The following is a 19492-nucleotide window of genomic DNA, read 5'->3' as shown; positions in this document are numbered from 1 at the left end:
GACATCAATCATGGCAAACATGCCACCTGATACCTTGCCCGGCTTAAGCACATCGCAGCCGGCAAGTTCGGTTTCGATCATGTCCACGCGCGCAGCATAGCTTTTGCACATGCGCGCCGCCGTATCGAAATTGCCGCGAAGTGCCACCTCGGTCGCGTCGGCGATGAAGGGCTGATTGCCAAACAGGATGGTTTCGGAAATTGGCAGGACTTTGGTACAGAGTTCTTCGGGGCCAACGGCCCAGCCACTGCGAAAGCCGGTGGCAGCAAAGGTTTTCGAGATCGAGGATGTGACGATGGTGCGATCACGCAGCTCTTCGATTTCAAGCGGAGAGGCAAAGGTGCCTTCAAACACCAGATCCTCATAGACCTCGTCACAGACAATCCACAGATCATGTTCGATGGCGATCTTGCCAAGTTCGACCAGTGTTGCGCGATCCAGCAGCGCGCCGGACGGATTGTGTGGCGTGTTAAGCAGCAACACACGGCTGTCCCTGGTGATGGCCGCGCGCAGGTCGTCGGGCTGCATGATAAAGCCATGCTCGATCGACAGTGGAACGGATTGCAGTTCTGCGCCCGATGCACGGATTACCCCGGCATAGGTCGCGTAATAGGGATCACCGACCAGCACGCCTTGCCCGGCATCCACAAGAGCCGTCATGACGGTATAAAGGGCGGTCTGCGTGCCGGGAAAACACAGGATGTTTTCGGGCGTAACATCCGGCCAGACGGGTTTGTATTTTTCCACCAGCGCATCAAGCAAACCGACCTCGCCCCGACCATTGGAATAATGGGTGCGGCCACGCCGCATGGAGGCCTCGCACGTGTCAATCAGGGCCGGATCGACAGGAATGTCAGGTTCGCCAATTGTCAGTTCGATGATCTTGGCACCTTCGGCCTCGCGATCACGGGCGGTGTTGTGGACGGCCCACTTTGCCCCACCCAGTTCGGCAAGACGATCGGTAATCTTCGCGTATCTCATGACGGTTTACTTTGTTGTGTGGGATGTTGGGTGGATTGCAGTGCGATATCGGGCGCAGACAACGCCCCGGCCGGTAAATCAAGCAGGCGTTCGGAAGCACCCGTGATCAGATCAGGCAGGATATCCTGCGCATACAAGCCGGAATTAAGCGCCCCTTCCATCCAAAGGCCATCAATCAGGCCATTGAGGGCAATCGCATGGTTGCGACAAATCGTAACGCTGTAGGGACAACCGTGCTGGATCAGGACCGGTTCGATCAGGATTTCAAGCACATTGAGAAACTCGCGGTAGCCATCGCGATGTATTTCGGCAAAGCCCGGATCATGGCGCACCCGGCCAATGAAGGTCGCCCAAAGCGAGACCGTTTCTTCGTCCATGTTTGGCTTGGTCATATTGGCGCGCAGGAAGCTTGCCAGTTTGGCTTCTGGTGTGCCTTCGGTGGCACGTGCGCTTTCACTGGCCTGTGCCGTCAGCTGCCCGACCAGATAGGCATAGGCATTGCGGATCATGTCATCCTTGCTGCCGAAGTAATGGCGCACCAGCCCGACCGTCACCCCGGCTTCCTCGGTGATCCGGCGCACCGATGCCCCATGCAGCCCGTGGCGGGCGACACATGTCAATGTCGCCTCCATCAAACTGCGGCGGCGCACATCAAGCGACAGGCGTTGAAATGTTTTTCGGCTCATTCCCGGTTCCCGAAAGGATGACGAATCGCAAGCCGACAGGAAGGTGACGGCACACTGTTATACAATTGAATAATTTTGATTTGGTTTCAAGGCCGCAATTGGGTACGACCATGCCCAACAGACCGGTCAGTAGCCCTGACCGCGGCTGACAGCGAGGCTAAGCGGTTTGCCAGCATGCAATTCACGGGCGGATTGCAAGGCCTGCTCGGCGACGATATGCGGCGTTGTATCACTGGCGATATGTGGCGTGATGCGTAGGCGCGGATCCGTCCAGAAGGGATGGTCGGATGGCAACGGTTCAGTGCGAAACACATCAAGAGTCGCCCCGGCAAGCTGACCACTATCAAGGGCCGCGACCAGATCATCCTCGACCAGATGTTCGCCGCGTCCGATCTGGATCAGCCAGCCACCCCTGGCCATTTTTGAAAACAGGTCGGCATTGAGAACATCCTCTGTCTCGGTCGTGAGCGGCAAGACATTGATGACAACGTCCTGTCCGGCCACCGATTGCAGAACCGAGTCGTTACCGGTGAAATATTGCACGCCTTCGACCGGATCACTTGGATCCCGCCGACACGCCACCGAAACGCTAAAGCCAGAAGCCGCCAAGGCCTGAACAACACATGCCCCCATGGAGCCATGGCCAAGCACGGCAACCTTAAGATCGCGTGGCGGGCGGATCGCGGGCGGGGCCCATTCCGCCCTGGCCTGATTTTGCTGCATCTGGGCAAAGCCGCGTTCGACATGAACCACTTCATGCACGGCATAACCCGCCATCAAATGTGCCTGATTGGGGTCGCGCACCCGACAAATCGCGACATCCTTGCCCAAGCCGGGATGTTTAAGCAAATCATCGACACCGGCGCCAACCGACATCGCCATTTCAATGTTGAGATAGGGCGAAAAAGCCGCCGGACCCGGCAGCCAGCAAACCGCGAACCGGATCAGATCCGGGTTGGTGACTTCTTCGGGCTTGAGCAGGCGGACATCCGGGGCCGCATCCCCGAAATCAAGCGAATAATAGCTTTTGAGATCCATCGAATCGCTAAGAAGAACACCATAAATCGGTTCTGCCGCCGCCATCAGTCAAAGCCCCCTGAACAGTCATTTTCTGCGCTATTGCCCCTGATTGTCGCACCCGATTTACGGGTACCAACACAAGAAAATTTGCGCTTTGGTTCCATCCTCAGTTAAACAGGTGTATATCAAAGAGTAAAGCCGTTTGATCAGATCAATGGAGTCCGGGATGCATATCGCAACACAGAAGGACGCCCACACCAGCGTCATGAGCGACAGCGAAATCAGCGAGGCTGAAAAGCAGTGCCGCATCGAACTTGCCGCCTGTTACCGGCTTGCGGCGCATTACAAGATGACGGACACGATCTATACCCACATTTCAGCCCGCGTTCCCGGCGAGCCGGGGCATTTTCTGATCAATCCCTATGGGCTGATGTGGGAGGAAATTACAGCGTCTTCGCTGGTCAAGATCGATGTCGACGGAAACAAGGTCGCCGACAGCCCGTACAGGGTAAACCCGGCAGGCTTCACCATTCACAGTGCAGTGCATATCGGGCGTCATGATGCCGCCTGGGTGATGCATACCCATACACGGTCGGGATTTGCAGTTTCGTGCCTTGAAGAAGGATTGATGCCACTTAATCAGATCGCGCTGCAGTATTACGGCCAGATCGGCTACCACGATTACGAGGGCATCGCGCTTGATCTTGAGGAGCGTGAGAGAATCGTTGAAGCACTCGGCACAAACATCGCCCTGATCTTGCGCAATCATGGCCTGTTGACGGTTGGCGCAACCGCCGGACAAATGTTTTCCAACATGTTTTATCTCAATCGCGCATGCGAGATTCAGGAATCCACTTTGGCGATGGGACGTCCGCTTCGGGCGATTGATGACACCATCATCAAACGCGTTTCCGAACAATTCAGCCAGATGGCCTATGACGACGGGGACGTTGCACTGGAATGGGATGCACAAATGCGCCTTGCTGACCGGCTGGACCCCGGTTTCCGCGACTAGGACCTCACACCACGGCAATGCATTTTGCCCTTCGCAAGTGCGGTAAATGCTTGCTGATTGTCATATTTTTGGAACCACCCTTCAACCTGTCCAAATCTTTGGGCGGGAACGGGGGATCTTTGTGATTAAAATTTAATCTCTTAGACCAATTGCGCAAAATATAACCAAATACGTCCTTGACACCCACCCGCCGACTGCTACGATTGAATTCAACAAGGTCGATCCGGAGAATTTTCCGGTGTGTTCTGGTCAAGGTTCAGCAACCATCACGCGATGTGATTTTGCAACCTACCACATTGAAAATAATAACGTGTGCTGACGCGCGACAGTCGCAATGCGATATGACATTCAAGGCCAGAACGGGTTGATTGCCAAAATCAGCCTCAAGACCGCCCAGCCGACAGAACAGGCCTTTGGATCAGGCCATCTGTCACGCCATGGACACCACCAAGAGTGGTTTGATGCTGGGATCGCGCGATGGTCGAAAGTGTTTCTGTTCGTTTGCCCACATCAGATGCGGGCATTGGAAACACGTCATGCTGCGGCATTTCATACCGTCCCCGGCGGTGTGCCGAAGCTCCTGCTCGCCAGACAAGGAGAAAACAACATGCAAGTATCGAACACAATTGATTGTAACGGTCTGTCCCCGGCCCCGACCCTTCTGCGGATCATGCAGGCACTGGTTGGACGTGAAGACGGCGCATCGCCGCTTAATGTTCTGGTTGGATCAGATTGCAATTGTGAACGACTGGCAGACTCGCTTGGTCCGCTGGCCGATGAGGTTCAGCTGGCAAGTGATGCAAAGCAGTTTGCCGCGGTAAACTGACAGGCGCACAGTCGCCTTGCCCAGGCCGGTAACCGTCGCCGGCGATCTTCCCGTCCATGATGCCTGAATGGCATCCCGTCGCTTTGAAGTGGGCGCGACGGTCATAAAATAAAGAACTGCGCATCGGCACAGGGGTGTCGATCACGGCTGCCGTCACAGGGGCCGGTCAAACCAAAGCATCTGGCTGCCTTGTCGCCAAATGTCTTGGTGGTTTTGACATGACCGACTGCGTCCTGCGACCAGATGATGCGCAAAAAACAGGAAGTATTATGTTAGAGACCGCCGAAGAGAGCAGTGAGACACCCAGTCGATACGAAAGCGATCCCGAAACACCCGACTTCGCCTTTGATCCCGAAGATCCATGGACACAAACCTTTCAGGAAGGCCTTTCGCGTGCCGACCTTAAAGGCAAAACCGTTTACGAGGTCGGGGTCGGCACAGGCATCAACGTTGCCTTTATCTTGCGAAATTGCGGTGTCAAACGCGTGTATGGCAGTGACCTTGATCCCCGCCTTGTCGTTCTGGCAGAACGCAATATCAAAAGCCTTTCCCCGGAACATGCCAGACATTTCGAACCCGTCCACGGCAGTGTCAGCCTTGTCGATACGGACGAAGCGCGCGAGAAAGTCGGCAAAACCGATGTGGTGATTGCCTGTATTCCGCAGGTGGGCGAACCCAGTGACGAACGCCTGACCGCCTTTCGCGAGGCACAATCGATTGAACTGGCCGAAGGGGCTGGCGACGAGGCCGAAGATCATATCGCGCATTATTATCCCTGGAGCCTGTTTGACGACTATCCCTACAACTCGGTGGGCCTTGGCCTGAACGAGGCATTGATGCGTCGTATTCGCGAACATGCGCCCAAGGCCGAACTGGTGATGAATTTCGGTTGCCGTATCGGGACCGAGATCATTTGCGAATGCTTTGAAGCCAATGGCTACAAGCCAGAAAAGATCGCGTCAAAAATCGTGCTGCAACATGCAGGAACGGATATTTCGTTCTTTGTCATGCTTGAAAAGGCGTTGAGCGGGACCGGACTTGAAAAACAACTGGTCTGCAAATTCTATGGCGACCCGGAAGGCAAGCAACCGCTTTCGGCCACCAAGGCACAGGAATTGATCAACAAGGACCCGAATGTACCGCTTTATCACGAAGTTGCGGTTATTCGGGGCGTGCCTGTCTAGGGCCATCATCCGGATCAGATACAACAACACCCCGTCGCCACTGGTTACGGGGTGTTTTGTGTATGGACAGTCCAAACGGCAATTCAATGCAGAGTCCGGTTAATGCAGAGTCTGGCCCGCTGCCTGATCAGGATCCACCGGTATGATCAGATCACCGGCCATATGCACCAAGACATCACTGGCACGTGCGACAAGAATGCGGCCTTCGACCGGGTTGCCCTTTTCCTGTCGCAAGACCCCCATCGCATCCGAGACCAGATCAAACCCGCATTCGGTCAACCATTCACCGATGGCGCGCCCGTGATGGCGAAACCGCTGGCCGGGACCAAGATCAAACGGGAAGACATCCCCTTCTTCGAGACTGAAGACAATCAACCCACCGGGTTTCATCCGCGCATGTGCAGCTCTGATCGCCGGGGCAAGGTCCCCAAGGTAATTCAGAACATCTGCAGCAATCACCAGGCTGTAATCACTGCCAATTTCCGACGGAATATCGGTGATGTCACCAGCGATCAGGGTGCGATAAAGCCCCTTGGCGCGCGCGCGGTTGATCATGCGTGGCGACAGATCAATGCCGTCAATCGCATCGACATACCCTGCAAGGACCTCCGCCACGAGGCCGGTACCACAGCCAAGATCAAGCGCTTCGAGCGGGCGCGGCATATTGGGCAAGTGAGCACGGATGGCCTCAAACAACAATTCCGGTCCGCGATAGGCCAGACGGTCACGCAGGCTGATTTCAAAGCGCGGCGCATAATCATCGAACAACGCGCGGACGTAATCCGGTGGCAATCGATCACGCAGGGCAGTGGCACCCAGTAATGTCAGGCGCACTTCCGCACCCATGCGATCCGCAGGATCAAGCATCAGATACTGGCGAAAGGCCTCTATGGCGTTTTCGTGTTCACCCGCACGTTCATACATGTCGCCCAAGCTGAAATGGGCTTCGTCCCATTCGCTGTCGGCTGCCAATGCAGCGCGCGCAACATCAATCGCAGCGATGTAGTCTCCCTGCGATACCAGCGCCAGCGCGACATCAAGCCGCCGACTGGCCGACATACGATCCTTGCTCATCTATGTTCAGAAGTCCGAAAGAGGGTGTCGGCCACCAAGCCGAAACCACTGCCAAAGATAGTGCTGTATCTTCCTATTTTGGAACTTTGGCAAGATAGATAAAATACAGTAAAATCAGATGCTTAATTTGGATCGTACTTTTGCACCCCACCATAATCGGTTTAACGTCATCCAACGAATGGAGATTTCGCCTTTTAGTCGTTCTAAATCATGGCTGTATGGCTACGCTTCCTTGGGTTGCTGAGAAAATTATTCTCATGACCGTTGATAAAATCAATTGATTATCATACATTAATATAAATTCTGATTTCGATGGATGAAACGATGGAAAACTTCACGCCGATTTCCGCCCTGATTGGCGGTGGACTTATTGGATTGGCGTCCGGCCTTTATCTTTTGCTCAATGGTCGGATTGCCGGAATCAGTGGCATCCTTGGTGGTCTGTTAACACCGACCAAAGCAGGTGCAGCTGTTTTTGAACGTCTTGCCTTTGTAATTGGCCTGATTGCCGGTCCGTTCATTTTGATGAACGCGACCGAGATTGAAGCCCAGAGTGTGGTGACCAGTTCGCTGCCGGTGATTGTTGCTGCTGGTCTTCTTGTTGGACTGGGCACCACGATCGGCAGCGGCTGCACCAGCGGTCACGGTATTTGCGGGCTTTCGCGCTTTTCGCTGCGATCGCTGGTCGCAACCCTGTCCTTCATGATCGCTGGTTTTGTCACGGTTCTGGTGACCCGACATCTGATGGGGGGCATGTGATGCGTACGATTGTTTCCCTGATTTGTGGCACCATTTTTGGCTTTGGCCTTTATATTTCGGGCATGATCGACCCACAGAAGGTGCTGGGTTTCCTTGATATTTGGGCAATTGCCGATGGTGGATGGGACCCGAGCCTTGCCTTTGTGATGGGCGGTGGTCTGGCGGTTGCCATTCCGATCTTCCAGTTTGCGAAAAACCGGACCGAGGCCGTTTGTGGTGGCGAGATGAACTTGCCGACCAATCGCGCCATTACCACCAAGCTGGTTGGCGGTGGTGTTTTGTTTGGCATCGGCTGGGGTCTGGTGGGTTATTGCCCGGGTCCGGCATTGAGTGCACTGGCATTCGGACATACGGACACAATCATTTTTGTGGTCGCGATGATTGTTGGCATGGGCAGTGCCCGTGTTCTTGGCCTGAACAAATAAGCCTGAAAAAATCACCTGCGGCCAACCTGCCCCCCCGGCCAAATGGCCGCAGGTTGTGCAACCGCCCGTGCATCCCGCCGGGCGGTTTCGCATTTCCCGTCAAATTTTGCATAAAATCTCGCAGCACCGGGCTTGTCTTTGGCGTTAGAATCCCATAACTCAGCAACAGCGCCACATTGACGACCACAGAGGTTTTTGCATGAAGATCGGCATTCTTGAGACCGGATTCGCCCCGGAAGAACTTCGCGACGATTTTGCTTCCTACCCCGGCATGCTCGAAAAGCTGCTTGGCGACGTTGACCCTAGCTTGGAGTTCGAGACCTGGACTGTGCTGGAGAATTTTTTCCCCGCCTCAATCAGCGATGCGGATGGCTGGGTGATCATGGGCTCCAAGCATGGGGTCTATGAGAACGCACCATGGATGATCCGCCTGCAGGACTTCCTGCGTGAAGCGGTTGGCGCTGGTCAGCCGGTCTTTGGCATCTGTTTTGGTCATCAGATTCTGGCAACGGCGCTCGGCGGCAAGGTTGTTAAATCGGACAAGGGCTGGGGCGTTGGTGCGCATGAATATGCAGTGGACGCCAGTAACAGCGACTGGCTTTCTGATAGCCCGGCCACCATCCGTATCAATGCCTTCCATCAGGATCAGGTGGTAGAGCCACCGAAGGATGCGACCGTCTGGGCAAGTTCCGATTTTTGCCCCTATGCCGGTTTGCAATATGGCGATAACGCCGCCTCGATCCAGCCACACCCGGAATTCATGAAGCCTTATGAAACAGCCCTTTTGCAGGCACGTTATGACCTGATCCCTGACGACGTGCATGAGGCGGCGATGAAATCGCTTGAAACCCCGATCACAAGCACGGATTTTGCGCGCTCCATGGTCAAGTTCATGACCCAGAAGCGCATTCGATCTGCAGCCTAGGCCAAGATCATACTGGTTACGAACCACGCGAAATCAAAGAAAGCCATCAGATGTCCTGATGGCTTTTTTCGTGCCTGAAGAGGCAAAACACTTTATCAACCAAAAGTATTGCATGATCCTGCCACAACAGGACGGCGCCAAAAGGACATGATCGACCACAGAATGTCGACGCCTGTTTGGACTGCGGGAGGTTGGACTGCGTGAGAGATGAGCAAGTGAAAAGCGGGCACGTGAAGCGATGATTCAAAATTTGCGGCTGTATTCCGGCCTGACCATGTTTGCCTATGTGCTGACCCATCTGTTCAACCATGCCGCAGGCATCGTTTCACCGGAACTGATGGAGACTGTCGGGGAATACACCACCGAGATCTGGCAGTTCCCGCCGCTTGAGATCCTTTTGCTGGCCGCTCTTGTCACGCATTTTTTGCTGGCGACGGCGCGGTTGACCAGCCGCCGTACTTTGCGCCTGCGCAAATCTGAATGGGCCCAGATGATCTTGGGCCTGTGCATTCCGTTCCTGCTGTTTCGTCACATCATCGCTACCCGGATCATTGATCTGGGCTTTGACGTCGCATCACCGTTCGAGCGCGTTCTGCTTGATCTGGCGGTCTTCATTCCGTTTCAGGGCATCTTGCAGGCGATCACGGTGATTGTCGTCTGGGCACATGGCTGTATCGGTATTCATTTCTGGCTTCGGGTCAAACCGTTCTATCCGAAATGGCGCAACACGCTTGGCACGCTTTCAATCCTGATCCCGACACTGGCACTTGCCGGTTATGGGGCAGCCGCGGCCGAGGTAATCCGCCGTGCGGAGGAAGGCGGACGCAAATATGTATTTGGCGTGCTTGATGCCGCCAATGTTAACCAGGCAGCCATCAACTTTTATGAAAATGCCATTCTGCCGTTCTCGATCATAAGCATCGCGCTTGCCCTTGCACCCTTTGGGGTCCGTCAGATCCGCCAGACCATTGATCGCGTCAGGCGTGGGCCGATGCTAAGCCTGCCCAATGGCCGGTTTGTCCGCGTCCCCCCCGGTGCCACAGCACTGGAAGCACTGCGCGATGCGGGCGTCCCGATGGCATCGGTTTGCGGTGGACATGGGCGCTGCACCACATGTCGTATTCATTGCGGATCGGGCACAGATCAACTGGCGGAACCCGGCCAGATCGAGGCAGCAGCACTTAAAAGCATTCAAGCCCCCAAGGGCATGCGCCTTGCCTGTCAGATCAGACCACAGAACGACCTGGCGGTTGCACCGCTTTTGCCGCCCAACGCCACCGCGCGCGACGGACGGCGTCCCGGTGGGCTTTCGGGCAGTGAAAGACAGGTTGTTTGCATCTTTATCGACTTGCGCGATTCGACCAAGCTCGGTGAAAGCAAGATGCCCTATGACGTGCTTTTCATCCTTAATCAGTTCTTTGCCGAGATGACCGAGGCACTGCGGGGCACGGGTGGCTACTACGCGCAGTTTACCGGTGATGGCCTGATGGCGCTTTACGGACATGAAAGCGAAGATACAGAACGCACCATCTTGCAGGCATTTGAAGGGGCGGCTGAAATGCTGCGCCGGATTGAAGGATTGAACCTGCATCTGAAATCCGAACTGCCCCATCCTTTGCGCATCGGGATTGGCATCCATATGGGCAAGGCCATCGTCGGGGAAATGGGCCCGCCCGGCCGCGAGAATATCAGTGCGATCGGCGATACGATCAACACCACTGCGCGTCTGGAAGCCGAGACCAAGGGGCATGGGGTGCCATTGATTATTTCCAAAACGCTGTTTGATCACGGGCCGATTCCCTTGCCGGAAAATGCGGTGAAACATGAAGTTGCGCTTCGCGGCAAGGACCAGTCGGTGGCCTATTATGCGCTTGAAGCCATGCCCGATCTCACACAGGCAGGCAAATAGGCCACATCCGGTCTGCGCAATGCAGGCAAGGCTTGACTATTGATGGGAAAACCACATTTATTTGAATAGATGAAACGTTCGATGCCGAATGCTTCGGGTCGAACAAACGGGTGCCCAAAACGCAAATTGCGCGGGATCCGAACATAACCACACTCGCTCTGACGGAGGAGGTGCTGCAATGTCGCGAATATCAATGTTTAACAGCCCATTGCTTTTGGGCTTTGACCAGATCGAACGCGTTCTTGATCAGGTATCAAAAACCAAAGCCGAGGGCTATCCACCCTATAACATCGAGCAGATCGGTGAGAACAAACTGCGCATTACCGTCGCAGTTGCCGGATTTGCCGAAGACGACCTGTCGGTAACCACCGAGGACAACCAGCTGATCATCCGGGGCAAACACACCGATGATGACAGTGAACGGGTCTATATCCATCGTGGCATTGCGTCACGCCAGTTCCAGCGGTCCTTCGTTCTTGCCGAAGGCATCGAAGTCGTTGGGGCGCATCTGGATAACGGTCTGTTGCATGTTGACCTTAACCGACCCATGCCGGAACCGGTCGTGCGTGAAATCGCGATTGGCTCGAACAAGAAAAAAGCTGTGCCTTCCAAAACCATCGACATGACAGTCGAGGAAGAGGACAGCAATGCCGATACCAAAGACGGCAAAGCCTAACCAAGGAGTGGTTTAAATGACAAATCGAACAGCCAACCACGATAGCAAAAGCGACCAGCGCATCGGCCAAGACACCGGCCTTTTGTCAAATGGTGATTTCGCGCTGTTGGGTATTCATGACTTTGCCTATGTGCGTCAGGTCCCCAATACCGAAGAAGACAGTGATGAAATGGTTTATGGCGTATTTACCGCCGACGGGACCCACATCGCGTCATTCGAAAACCATGCCGTGGCGGATGCAGCCATCCGCCAGCACGACATGGAACCACGCTCGGTTCACTAAGTCGTCTACAACGTTAAGATGCTTTTGAAGTACCCGCCCCGCCGGGTACTTTTTTCAGTTCATTCGGAGGTTTGATCAAGTTGACCGGCACGTCGAACGAGAAAGCATTGAAAACACTGTCAGAGCTGCATAACTGGCGCCTGATCCGCAATGCTCGCGGGCACGCGGATGCCCCTTTGATGGTGCTGTCGCACGGGTTCGGGACCGATCATCGTAGTTGGCGACTGTTGTTGCCAGAACTTCTCAAACATTACGATATCGGGGTGTATGACCTCGCAGGGGCAGGCCCGAACAGCAGGGCAACATTCGAAGACGGAAGACATACATCCATTACCGCTTTTGCCGACGATCTGATAGCGATCCTTGATGAACAAGGCATTTCATCTACAAAAATACTGACGCATTCCGTGAGCGGTATGGTTGCCTTGATCGCGGCCTCCAAACGCCCCGAGATATTTGATCATATTTCCATGATTGCGCCTTCACCGCGCTATCTCAATGAAGACGGCTATCACGGCGGTTTCTCCCAAGATGATCTCGATGGTCTTTTTGGCGCAATGGAAGCAGGTTACGAAGATTGGGCAAACGGGTTCGCCCCGGTGATTGTCGGCGACGAATTTCCCCTGTTCGTTCGTGAATTTGCGTCCGGCCTTCTGGCCATGCCAACCCAAACCGCACTCAAGATAGCACGGTTCATTTTTCAGTCTGACTTCCGCGATATCCTGCCAAAAATTACTATCCCAACCACAATCATTCAACCCGCCCGGGATCCTGCCGTACCGCTGGAAGTTGGTCATTATCTGAATGCTAAACTTGCCAACAGCACGTTACACATCATCGATTCATACGGACACCTGCCACAACTGACAGCACCCTATGAGGTGCTTTATTGCCTGAAAGAAAGCATGCCCGAATAAATAAGGTGCTCTCCGATATGGCCTAGCGGATTTCGATGACTTCGCCGGGTGCGGCGATGCGGACCTGCTCGTTCCCACGCAGCATATGGGCCATTTCCGCGCGGACATTGCGTTTGATGTGATAAAGCCAGAATCGCGCGCCGGGCATGTCCGATGCCAGTTTCAAAACCGTTTCCAGATCACAATGGGCTGCATGTTGCGGATCATGCTTGATCAGATAGGTTTCCTGAAAAACAAGATCTGCACCCGTAAACAGGGCTGCGGTATCGGCCGTTACATTGCCATCCCCGGAATAGGCAAATCCCTTGTCGGCATAGCGCAGCAAAATCGAATGGTTCTGAACGCTGTGATCTGACCGGGCAAAGCGACATTCAAACGGACCAATCGAATTTGTTTCGGCGATTGAATGCCATATGATGGTAAACGGCCAGGCTGACCCAAGCCCGGTAAAGCCGAGCTCCATCAGTTTTTCAAGATGAGTGCGCAATTGCGGGCTGCACAGAATACGCAATGGTTTGGATCGCCCGTCATCGCGCCAGTTCAACATGATCGGTACCAGACCAAAAACATGATCAGGATGCATATGCGTAAAATAGATCGCATCAATCGCATCCGGGTCGGGGAATTTCCCCATCAGTTGCCCGGCGACCGTGGCACCGCAATCGATCAACAAGCGAAAATCGCCCGCAGACACCACCACCGACGAATTTTCAAAGTTCGGGTCGAATGCCTCGCCGACACCCAGAACATCAATGCGCAGATGATCGCTGTTCATTGCCTTATTGCCCCGTATTTCCCCAGCACATGCGAACTATATCAGCTTGACCAATCATAAGCCGACATTCTTGTGATGTTGTCATCCACAACGCAAGTGGTTCCGGGCAAGCCGCAATGATCATCTTCGAACTGTCATAATCAACAAAAATGGGCAGAGCCAAATGGCCCTGCCCATAAAATGCATATTTTGGTTCGAGTCGCTTGTGATCAGCGTGCAAGCACTTCCGCAGCCTCGCGGGTACGCTGCACCGATGCCTCAACCGTTGAAGTCGTTTCACGGATCGCTTCAAGATTACTCGACATTCCCTCGACCGAATGTGCCATCTCACGCACACTCGCACTGACGTTTTCAGTTACGGCTGTTTGCTCTGTCACCGCCGAAGAAATACTGGTCACATCGTTTCGAACTGTTTCGACCGAACCGCGAATGGTTTCAAGTGCACCGGCGACTTCCGCAGAAATATCCTGAATACCGGTAATCTCCTGCGTGATGTCTTCGGTTGCACGGGCGGCCTGATTGGCAAGGTTCTTGACCTCGTTGGCGACCACGGCAAAGCCCTTGCCCGCTTCACCTGCACGCGCACTTTCAATCGTCGCATTCAGCGCCAGCAAGTTGATCTGCCCGGCAATGTCACGGATGACTTCAACGATATTGCCCATTTGATCGACCACACCGGTCATGCGCTGGGTCATTTCATTGGCCGTGTTGGTCTGCTCATAAGCGCGTTCGGTTTCACCCTGTGACTGCGCCATGCTTTGCGAAATTTCCGCAATCGAGGCTGCCATTTGTTCGGCACTGGCGGCAACATTGCGCGTCAGTTCCATGGCGTTGGTCGAGGCATCCACACTTTGTACCGCGCTTGATTTGAGGTCTGCGATGTTGTCATTGATCTCTGCGAAGTTGCCGTCAATCATCTTCTTCAGATCAATCAGAAGCTTGGTCTTCTCGGAAATGTCTGTGGCAAACTTGATCACCTTGATCGGATTTCCGACAGCATCAAGAACCGGATTGTAGGTGGCCTCGATCCAGACGTCCTTGCCATTTTTGCCGACACGCTGGAACTGACCAGCCTGGAATGTGCCCTGATTAAGCTTCTGCCAGAACGTCTTGTATTCTGATGTTTCACGCTGGTCTTTGCACACAAACATACTGTGATGCTTGCCCTTGATCTCATCCAGGCTATAACCCATTACCGACAGGAAGTTCTCGTTGGCGGTTATGATCGTACCATCCAGATCGAACTCGATCACCGCCTGCGACGTATTGATGGCATCAAATACGCTTTGCAACAGCGCCCGTTCGTTCCGACGTTCGGTAATATCCGAGGCAAATTTCACAACCTTGGAAACTCTACCTTTTGAATCGAAGATCGGGTTATAGGTCGCCTCAAGCCAGATCAGCGAACCGTCCTGGCGCTTGCGCGGAAAGGCGCCGCTCAGAAACTCGCCCGCGGCCAGCTTCTTCCAGAAGTTTTTATATTCCCCGGAATTGACGATTTCCTCAGGCACGAATATCGAGTGATGTTTGCCCGCAATGTCGTCTGACTTGCAGCCCATCGCCGCTTCGAAGTTCTCGTTGGCTCGCAGAATATTTCCGTCGGCATCAAATTCGATGCGCGCCATAGAGCGACCCAGCGCAGCAGTGACTTGCTGTTCATTCCGCGCTTCCTTGTCGCCGCCAAAGATTCCAATACCCACTTTTATACCCTTTCATTGACGGATTAATCCCGTCTGTCCCCTTAACAGCGTTGCGGGGTTGATTTTCAATCACACGGTTAGGATTGATGTTTTGTGTTCGAGGCCTCGTTCTACGTCCCGAGCCTCTGGAAAGATCACTGCCTGTCGTCACAGGAGCCACAACAGGCAAAATCTGAACGTCCTGACGGGTCCCTGACGCGGAGCACTTGATGCCTGCCACATTGGGTCACAGCAAAAAGCAAAGCACATGAAATCAACAAAATGATCAATCACTCTATAATTGATCAAATGATCATATACTTTCGAGTAGTGCAAGAAAAATTGAACTTCTGCTTGGAAAAATACAATCCAGGATACTGTATCCCGAGACTTCCAAAATGATTTCTGTGATTATTATTATTGTTTTTCAATTATTTATGGATTTTCCGTGTTCGTTATCCATTTTTAGTCACTACGCACAGCTATCCATCGCAGACAAACTTGTTTTTGCATAATTTTGGCGAACTGTCCATTCGGATAGCAATACAACACCATAACGAACCCTATCACAGCTCCAGGACTTAACGGGTTTTTTGCAACCGCCAGTTCGGAGATTCTGTTTCTGACAGGATGCCGATCAAGGAATGATTTCTGAGCGAAATCATTCGCGGCTGATCATCCCCTTATCACCTGAATTACCCAATCTACAGTTTGCAAAACGCGTTCAGGCCGGCCACTTCACGATATACCGGGTCAGGTCGGGATGGGCTTCGTCCTCGGGGATGGCCATGCCACGCACAGACATGCCAGCCATAATGGCCGAGTCTGGCGCACCTGTCTTCAGCGGGTGCCAATCGGGCAGTGGCTTACCCTCTGCCATCAGGCGATAGGCGCAAGTCGAAGGCATCCAGGACAGGGTTTCGACGTTTTCCTTAGAAAGCTGCACGCAATCAGGAACATGTTGAGTGCGATTGGGATAGTCCTTGCAGCGGCATGTATGGCAATCAAGCAGACGACAGGCAACCGACGTGTAATAGACGAAATCATCTTCTTCATCCTGAAGCTTGTGCAGGCAACACTTGCCACAGCCATCACAGAGAGATTCCCATTCATCCTGAGTCATGTCGGCAAGCGTCTTGGTTTCCCAAAACGGTTCCGGCGGCAATTGGGCGCGGTCTTTGCTATCCATGATCTCTCTCACTCGCGGGCTATATCAGACATATCATATCTAGAGAAAGGACCCTAGCACACGGGTTGGCAACCGTTGAATTCAAGTCTTACGGTGATTTGATCAACTCTGTGCGATCATATGAAAGAAGGAACCAAAGACATGTCCTTCTGCCAGTCCGGCCGGACCAAGATCCAGGCCAGTGGCAGTTTTCATGCGGCAGAACGGCATGCCGTCCTCGGACACTGTGGTTGCGTAATGAAATTCATGGCCGCGCAGCTTCATGCCCGCCGGGCCAAATGGCGTTGGCATGCCCAACTGTGCCTCGCGATAGCCAAGATGAAGCCTGCGGGTGGCAAAACTGGTTTCAAGCGGTAACAAACCAAGCATTTCATGACGCGTCCCGGTGGCGTCAACAAGGCCTTTGCCAAGTGCCATATAGCCCCCGCATTCCCCATAGATCAGGACACCGCTTTTCGCCGCATCCCGCATTCCGGCCTTGAAGGCAGCAGCATTAGCAAGTGTTTCGCCATGTAGTTCGGGATAACCGCCGGGCAGATAGATCGCATCGCAGTCCGGGTTCGGAGTTTCGTTTAAGAGTGGCGAGAAAAAGGAAATCTCAGCCCCGGCCGCACGCCAGCCATCCAGAATATGCGGGTAGCTAAAGGCAAAGGCCGCGTCACGTGCCACCGCGATATGTTGCCCCAACGGAGCAATCATCAGAACTTGTTTTGCGGATTTTTCAGACTGGTTATCTTTTTGATCGACCAAATCGATCAACGCATCCAGATCGACATCATCCGCAATGATATCGGCTGCGCGATCAAGAAAGGCATCCAGCTCGGGATGCTCTCGCGCCTGCACCAGCCCAAGATGACGTTCAGGCAGAATCAAATCTTCGCTGCGTCGCACCGCCCCCAGAATTGGCAGGTCAGGCAAATGCCTGGCGCAGGCATCGACGATCATTTGTTTATGACGCGCGCTACCGACTCGATTAAGGATGACACCCGCCACATTGATGTCATCGCGAAACTTGGCAAAGCCGGAAATCACTGCGGCAGCTGAGGCCGACTGACCCTTAACATCGACAACCAGAACAACCGGCCAGTTGGCAAGGGCCGCAAGATCGGCAGTTGATCCGTCCCCGTTGGCTGCACCGTCAAACAGACCCATCACCCCTTCACATATCAGGAATGCTTTGTCTTTAACATGATCGCCGGCAAGACCTTTAATCTGGCCTGGCGTCATTGCCCATGGGTCTAGATTGACACAGGTGTCGCCACACGCCGCGGCCTGAAAAGCCGGATCAATATAATCCGGCCCGGTTTTGGCCGCGGCAACCGCGTGGCCCATGCGCGTTAACGCACGCAAAAGAGCCAGCGTAATTACCGTCTTGCCACTGTTCGATGCGGGGGCCGCGATCACGATCCCCGGTATGGTGTCAGGCATTTAGGGTCAGGACCTATTGATTTGGTGTGAATGATTTACCGAGCCGAATTCATCGGCCATGATCATCGCATTGCGCGGCTTGGCAGCCAAACTCAATCACATAATCAGCCGTTCTTTTTGACGGCCTCGGTTACACCCTTTGCCATGTCTTCGGGGCTGGTACCATAATTGAAGTGGCGCACAAACTGCCCGTCACGGTCCATCAGGTAGACAAAGGATGAATGGTCCATCAGATAGCTGTCGGTGTCTTCGGGTTCACCTTCCGGGATCGTTTTGGCGTAATAGACGCGAAAGGCCTTTGCCGCCGCGGTTGTCTGTTCCACCGTCCCGGTCAGGCCCACCATACGTTCATGGAAATACGGGACGTATTCAGCAATGGCCTCAACCGTGTCGCGTTCCGGATCAACGGTAAAGAAGACCGGCGTGATTTCATCTGCAATGTCTTGGGGCATCATATCAAGTGCTGTGCCCATGACCTGCAATTCGGTCGGGCAGACATCTGGGCAGAAGGTATAGCCAAAATAGGTCAGCATGTATTTGCCAGCAAAGTCATCCTGGGTGACGGTCTCGCCATCCTGATTGACCAGCTCGAACGGACCACCGATGGATGCCGAACCAGACGATTTGGTTTCCGTACCCATCATCATCAGGCGATAGGTCAACCCGATCCCAAGAACCAGGGCAATCGCCAGAATTGCCAGAAGCGTCTTTTTGCTCACGCGTCCACCCTCATGTCTTTGTCGGTTAGGGACAACCGATCTTTGTGCGTCACAGTCTGATCGGGCACTATAAATATCCCATACATTCTTGCAAGCGCGGCCCCTGTGGGAAAGCTCACACTTGGTCACAATTCCCTGAAAACACCGGCCTTGGGCAAGCAACCGGATCATTCAGGTCACTTAAACAAACATGCTTGCCGCCAATGCAAACAGGACCAGACCATTAATGATCATAAGCCCCCGGCCAACCGGCACCATCAGGGCGCGAAATCGCTGAGCGGCATATTGCCCAACAAAGCCTGTGACAAACAGCATCGGCACTGTGCCAAGACCAAAGACCAGCATCACCACCCCGCCATTCAGCGCCGCCCCGGTGGCCGCCGCCATGACAAGCGCGCCATAAACCAGACCGCAGGGGATAAAGCCCAGCATCAGGCCCAGCAAATATCCCCGCCAGCCATATGGTGCGGCAAACAGTCCGCGCGCATGATTCCCCACCAGTTTGTTCCACCAGCGTGACTCACCAGTCGATGGCAACAAACCACCAAGATGGGGCATCAGCCCCAAAATGCCGAAAAGAAGGAAAAACAAACCGGCCGCCAGCAGCAAAACCGGCCCAAGCCACCAGATGCGTGTCAGGGCACTGATGCTGTCGGTAAAGTAACCGGCCAACACCCCGAGCAGGCAATAGGTCGACAAACGTCCGAATTGATAGGGAAGCAAGGCCGCCCCGGTCAGGCGGCGGAACTCGCTCATTTTTTCGACCGGGAGCTGTTCCATCCGGCTCGTGACCTGACTGATCACGAACGGGCCGCACATGCCGACACAGTGAGTCGCACTGCCGACCAGCCCGGCCACCAACGCGGTGAAAAGCACCCCGCCATCAGCGCGCACGATGTCGACGCATTGCGCCCAACCGCTTTCAAGGATGCGTATCAGTACCTGCTGTTCGTCCATGATCCATCCGGCCAAAACAATTGCACGCGATTGTACAATCACGGCGCTTACCAGCAACGATATAT

General features: G+C 54.0%; 20 protein-coding genes. 10 read left to right on the top strand and 10 right to left on the bottom strand.

What is annotated here, in order from left to right; translation table 11 throughout:
• The 3 genes from B2R48_RS05390 to B2R48_RS05380 all read right to left on the bottom strand — a co-directional run.
• The coding region (locus tag B2R48_RS05390; protein WP_296998585.1) for a pyridoxal phosphate-dependent aminotransferase at positions 1–981 on the bottom strand (981 nt) is incomplete at its 3' end.
• A complete protein-coding gene (locus B2R48_RS05385) occupies positions 978–1667 on the bottom strand; it encodes a TetR/AcrR family transcriptional regulator (RefSeq protein WP_296998583.1) in 690 nt (229 codons plus the stop codon). The genes B2R48_RS05390 and B2R48_RS05385, both read right to left, overlap by 4 nt.
• Before the next feature lie 126 nt (positions 1668–1793).
• A complete protein-coding gene (locus tag B2R48_RS05380; protein WP_213475283.1) occupies positions 1794–2750 on the bottom strand; it encodes an NAD(P)-dependent oxidoreductase in 957 nt (318 codons plus the stop codon).
• Between the two features lie 163 nt (positions 2751–2913).
• Between B2R48_RS05380 and B2R48_RS05375 the strand changes: the two genes are divergently transcribed.
• From B2R48_RS05375 to B2R48_RS05365, 3 genes are all read left to right on the top strand, one after another.
• Positions 2914–3702 (top strand): class II aldolase/adducin family protein, encoded by a 789-nt coding sequence (locus B2R48_RS05375; protein ID WP_296998580.1) that lies wholly within the window; start codon positions 2914–2916, stop codon positions 3700–3702.
• A gap of 607 nt (positions 3703–4309) precedes the next feature.
• Positions 4310–4528 (top strand): hypothetical protein, encoded by a 219-nt coding sequence (locus B2R48_RS05370; RefSeq protein ID WP_296998579.1) that lies wholly within the window; start codon positions 4310–4312, stop codon positions 4526–4528.
• A gap of 269 nt (positions 4529–4797) precedes the next feature.
• On the top strand, positions 4798–5712 hold the full coding sequence (locus B2R48_RS05365; protein WP_062957385.1) for a 50S ribosomal protein L11 methyltransferase: 915 nt from the start codon (positions 4798–4800) through the stop codon (positions 5710–5712).
• 99 nt (positions 5713–5811) lie between these two features.
• On the opposite strand, the gene B2R48_RS05360 is transcribed toward B2R48_RS05365, so the two are convergent.
• Positions 5812–6786 carry a class I SAM-dependent DNA methyltransferase gene (locus B2R48_RS05360; protein ID WP_296998578.1) on the bottom strand — a complete coding sequence of 325 codons (975 nt, stop codon included), beginning with the start codon at positions 6784–6786 and terminating at the stop codon, positions 5812–5814.
• 324 nt (positions 6787–7110) lie between these two features.
• Between B2R48_RS05360 and B2R48_RS05355 the strand changes: the two genes are divergently transcribed.
• From B2R48_RS05355 to B2R48_RS05325, 7 genes are all read left to right on the top strand, one after another.
• Positions 7111–7545 carry a YeeE/YedE family protein gene (locus tag B2R48_RS05355; protein ID WP_213475276.1) on the top strand — a complete coding sequence of 145 codons (435 nt, stop codon included), beginning with the start codon at positions 7111–7113 and terminating at the stop codon, positions 7543–7545.
• Positions 7545–7970: a DUF6691 family protein gene (locus B2R48_RS05350; protein ID WP_296998576.1), complete on the top strand. Its 426-nt coding sequence runs from the start codon at positions 7545–7547 to the stop codon at positions 7968–7970. The genes B2R48_RS05355 and B2R48_RS05350 overlap by 1 nt, the downstream gene beginning before the upstream one ends.
• A 199-nt stretch (positions 7971–8169) precedes the next feature.
• Positions 8170–8895: a glutamine amidotransferase-related protein gene (locus B2R48_RS05345; protein WP_296998574.1), complete on the top strand. Its 726-nt coding sequence runs from the start codon at positions 8170–8172 to the stop codon at positions 8893–8895.
• 238 nt (positions 8896–9133) lie between these two features.
• Entirely contained in the window at positions 9134–10804 is a 1671-nt protein-coding gene (locus B2R48_RS05340; RefSeq protein ID WP_296998572.1) for an adenylate/guanylate cyclase domain-containing protein, read from the top strand.
• A gap of 178 nt (positions 10805–10982) precedes the next feature.
• On the top strand, positions 10983–11480 hold the full coding sequence (locus tag B2R48_RS05335; RefSeq protein ID WP_213475270.1) for an Hsp20 family protein: 498 nt from the start codon (positions 10983–10985) through the stop codon (positions 11478–11480).
• 16 nt (positions 11481–11496) lie between these two features.
• Positions 11497–11763, top strand: a complete 267-nt coding sequence (locus B2R48_RS05330; RefSeq protein ID WP_296998569.1) for a DUF1150 family protein — start codon at positions 11497–11499, stop codon at positions 11761–11763.
• Positions 11764–11942: 179 nt separating this feature from the next.
• Positions 11943–12680 (top strand): alpha/beta fold hydrolase, encoded by a 738-nt coding sequence (locus B2R48_RS05325; RefSeq protein ID WP_296998587.1) that lies wholly within the window; start codon positions 11943–11945, stop codon positions 12678–12680.
• A 22-nt stretch (positions 12681–12702) separates the two neighbouring features.
• Here the strand turns inward: B2R48_RS05325 and B2R48_RS05320 are convergent, their stop codons facing one another.
• The 6 genes from B2R48_RS05320 to B2R48_RS05295 form a co-directional block, all read right to left on the bottom strand.
• Positions 12703–13455 (bottom strand): MBL fold metallo-hydrolase, encoded by a 753-nt coding sequence (locus B2R48_RS05320; protein ID WP_296998567.1) that lies wholly within the window; start codon positions 13453–13455, stop codon positions 12703–12705.
• A gap of 209 nt (positions 13456–13664) precedes the next feature.
• On the bottom strand, positions 13665–15155 hold the full coding sequence (locus tag B2R48_RS05315) for a methyl-accepting chemotaxis protein (RefSeq protein ID WP_213475265.1): 1491 nt from the start codon (positions 15153–15155) through the stop codon (positions 13665–13667).
• A 703-nt stretch (positions 15156–15858) separates the two neighbouring features.
• The gene (locus B2R48_RS05310) at positions 15859–16323 is read right to left on the bottom strand and encodes a YcgN family cysteine cluster protein (protein WP_296998563.1); all 465 of its coding nucleotides are present in this window, start codon (positions 16321–16323) and stop codon (positions 15859–15861) included.
• A 102-nt stretch (positions 16324–16425) separates the two neighbouring features.
• A complete protein-coding gene (locus B2R48_RS05305) occupies positions 16426–17751 on the bottom strand; it encodes a cobyrinate a,c-diamide synthase (RefSeq protein ID WP_296998560.1) in 1326 nt (441 codons plus the stop codon).
• A 104-nt stretch (positions 17752–17855) separates the two neighbouring features.
• Positions 17856–18470, bottom strand: coding sequence for an SCO family protein (locus B2R48_RS05300; protein WP_062957189.1), 615 nt, complete (start codon positions 18468–18470; stop codon positions 17856–17858).
• 180 nt (positions 18471–18650) lie between these two features.
• A complete protein-coding gene (locus B2R48_RS05295) occupies positions 18651–19427 on the bottom strand; it encodes a sulfite exporter TauE/SafE family protein (protein ID WP_296998558.1) in 777 nt (258 codons plus the stop codon).
• Between the last annotated feature and the right edge of the window lie 65 nt (positions 19428–19492).

The organism is Thalassospira sp. UBA848 (genome assembly GCF_002295455.1).
Classification (GTDB): Bacteria; Pseudomonadota; Alphaproteobacteria; order Rhodospirillales; family Thalassospiraceae; genus Thalassospira.
The sequence above is the reverse complement of the archived record's forward strand: the minus strand, read 5'-3'. Positions and strand labels throughout refer to the sequence as shown.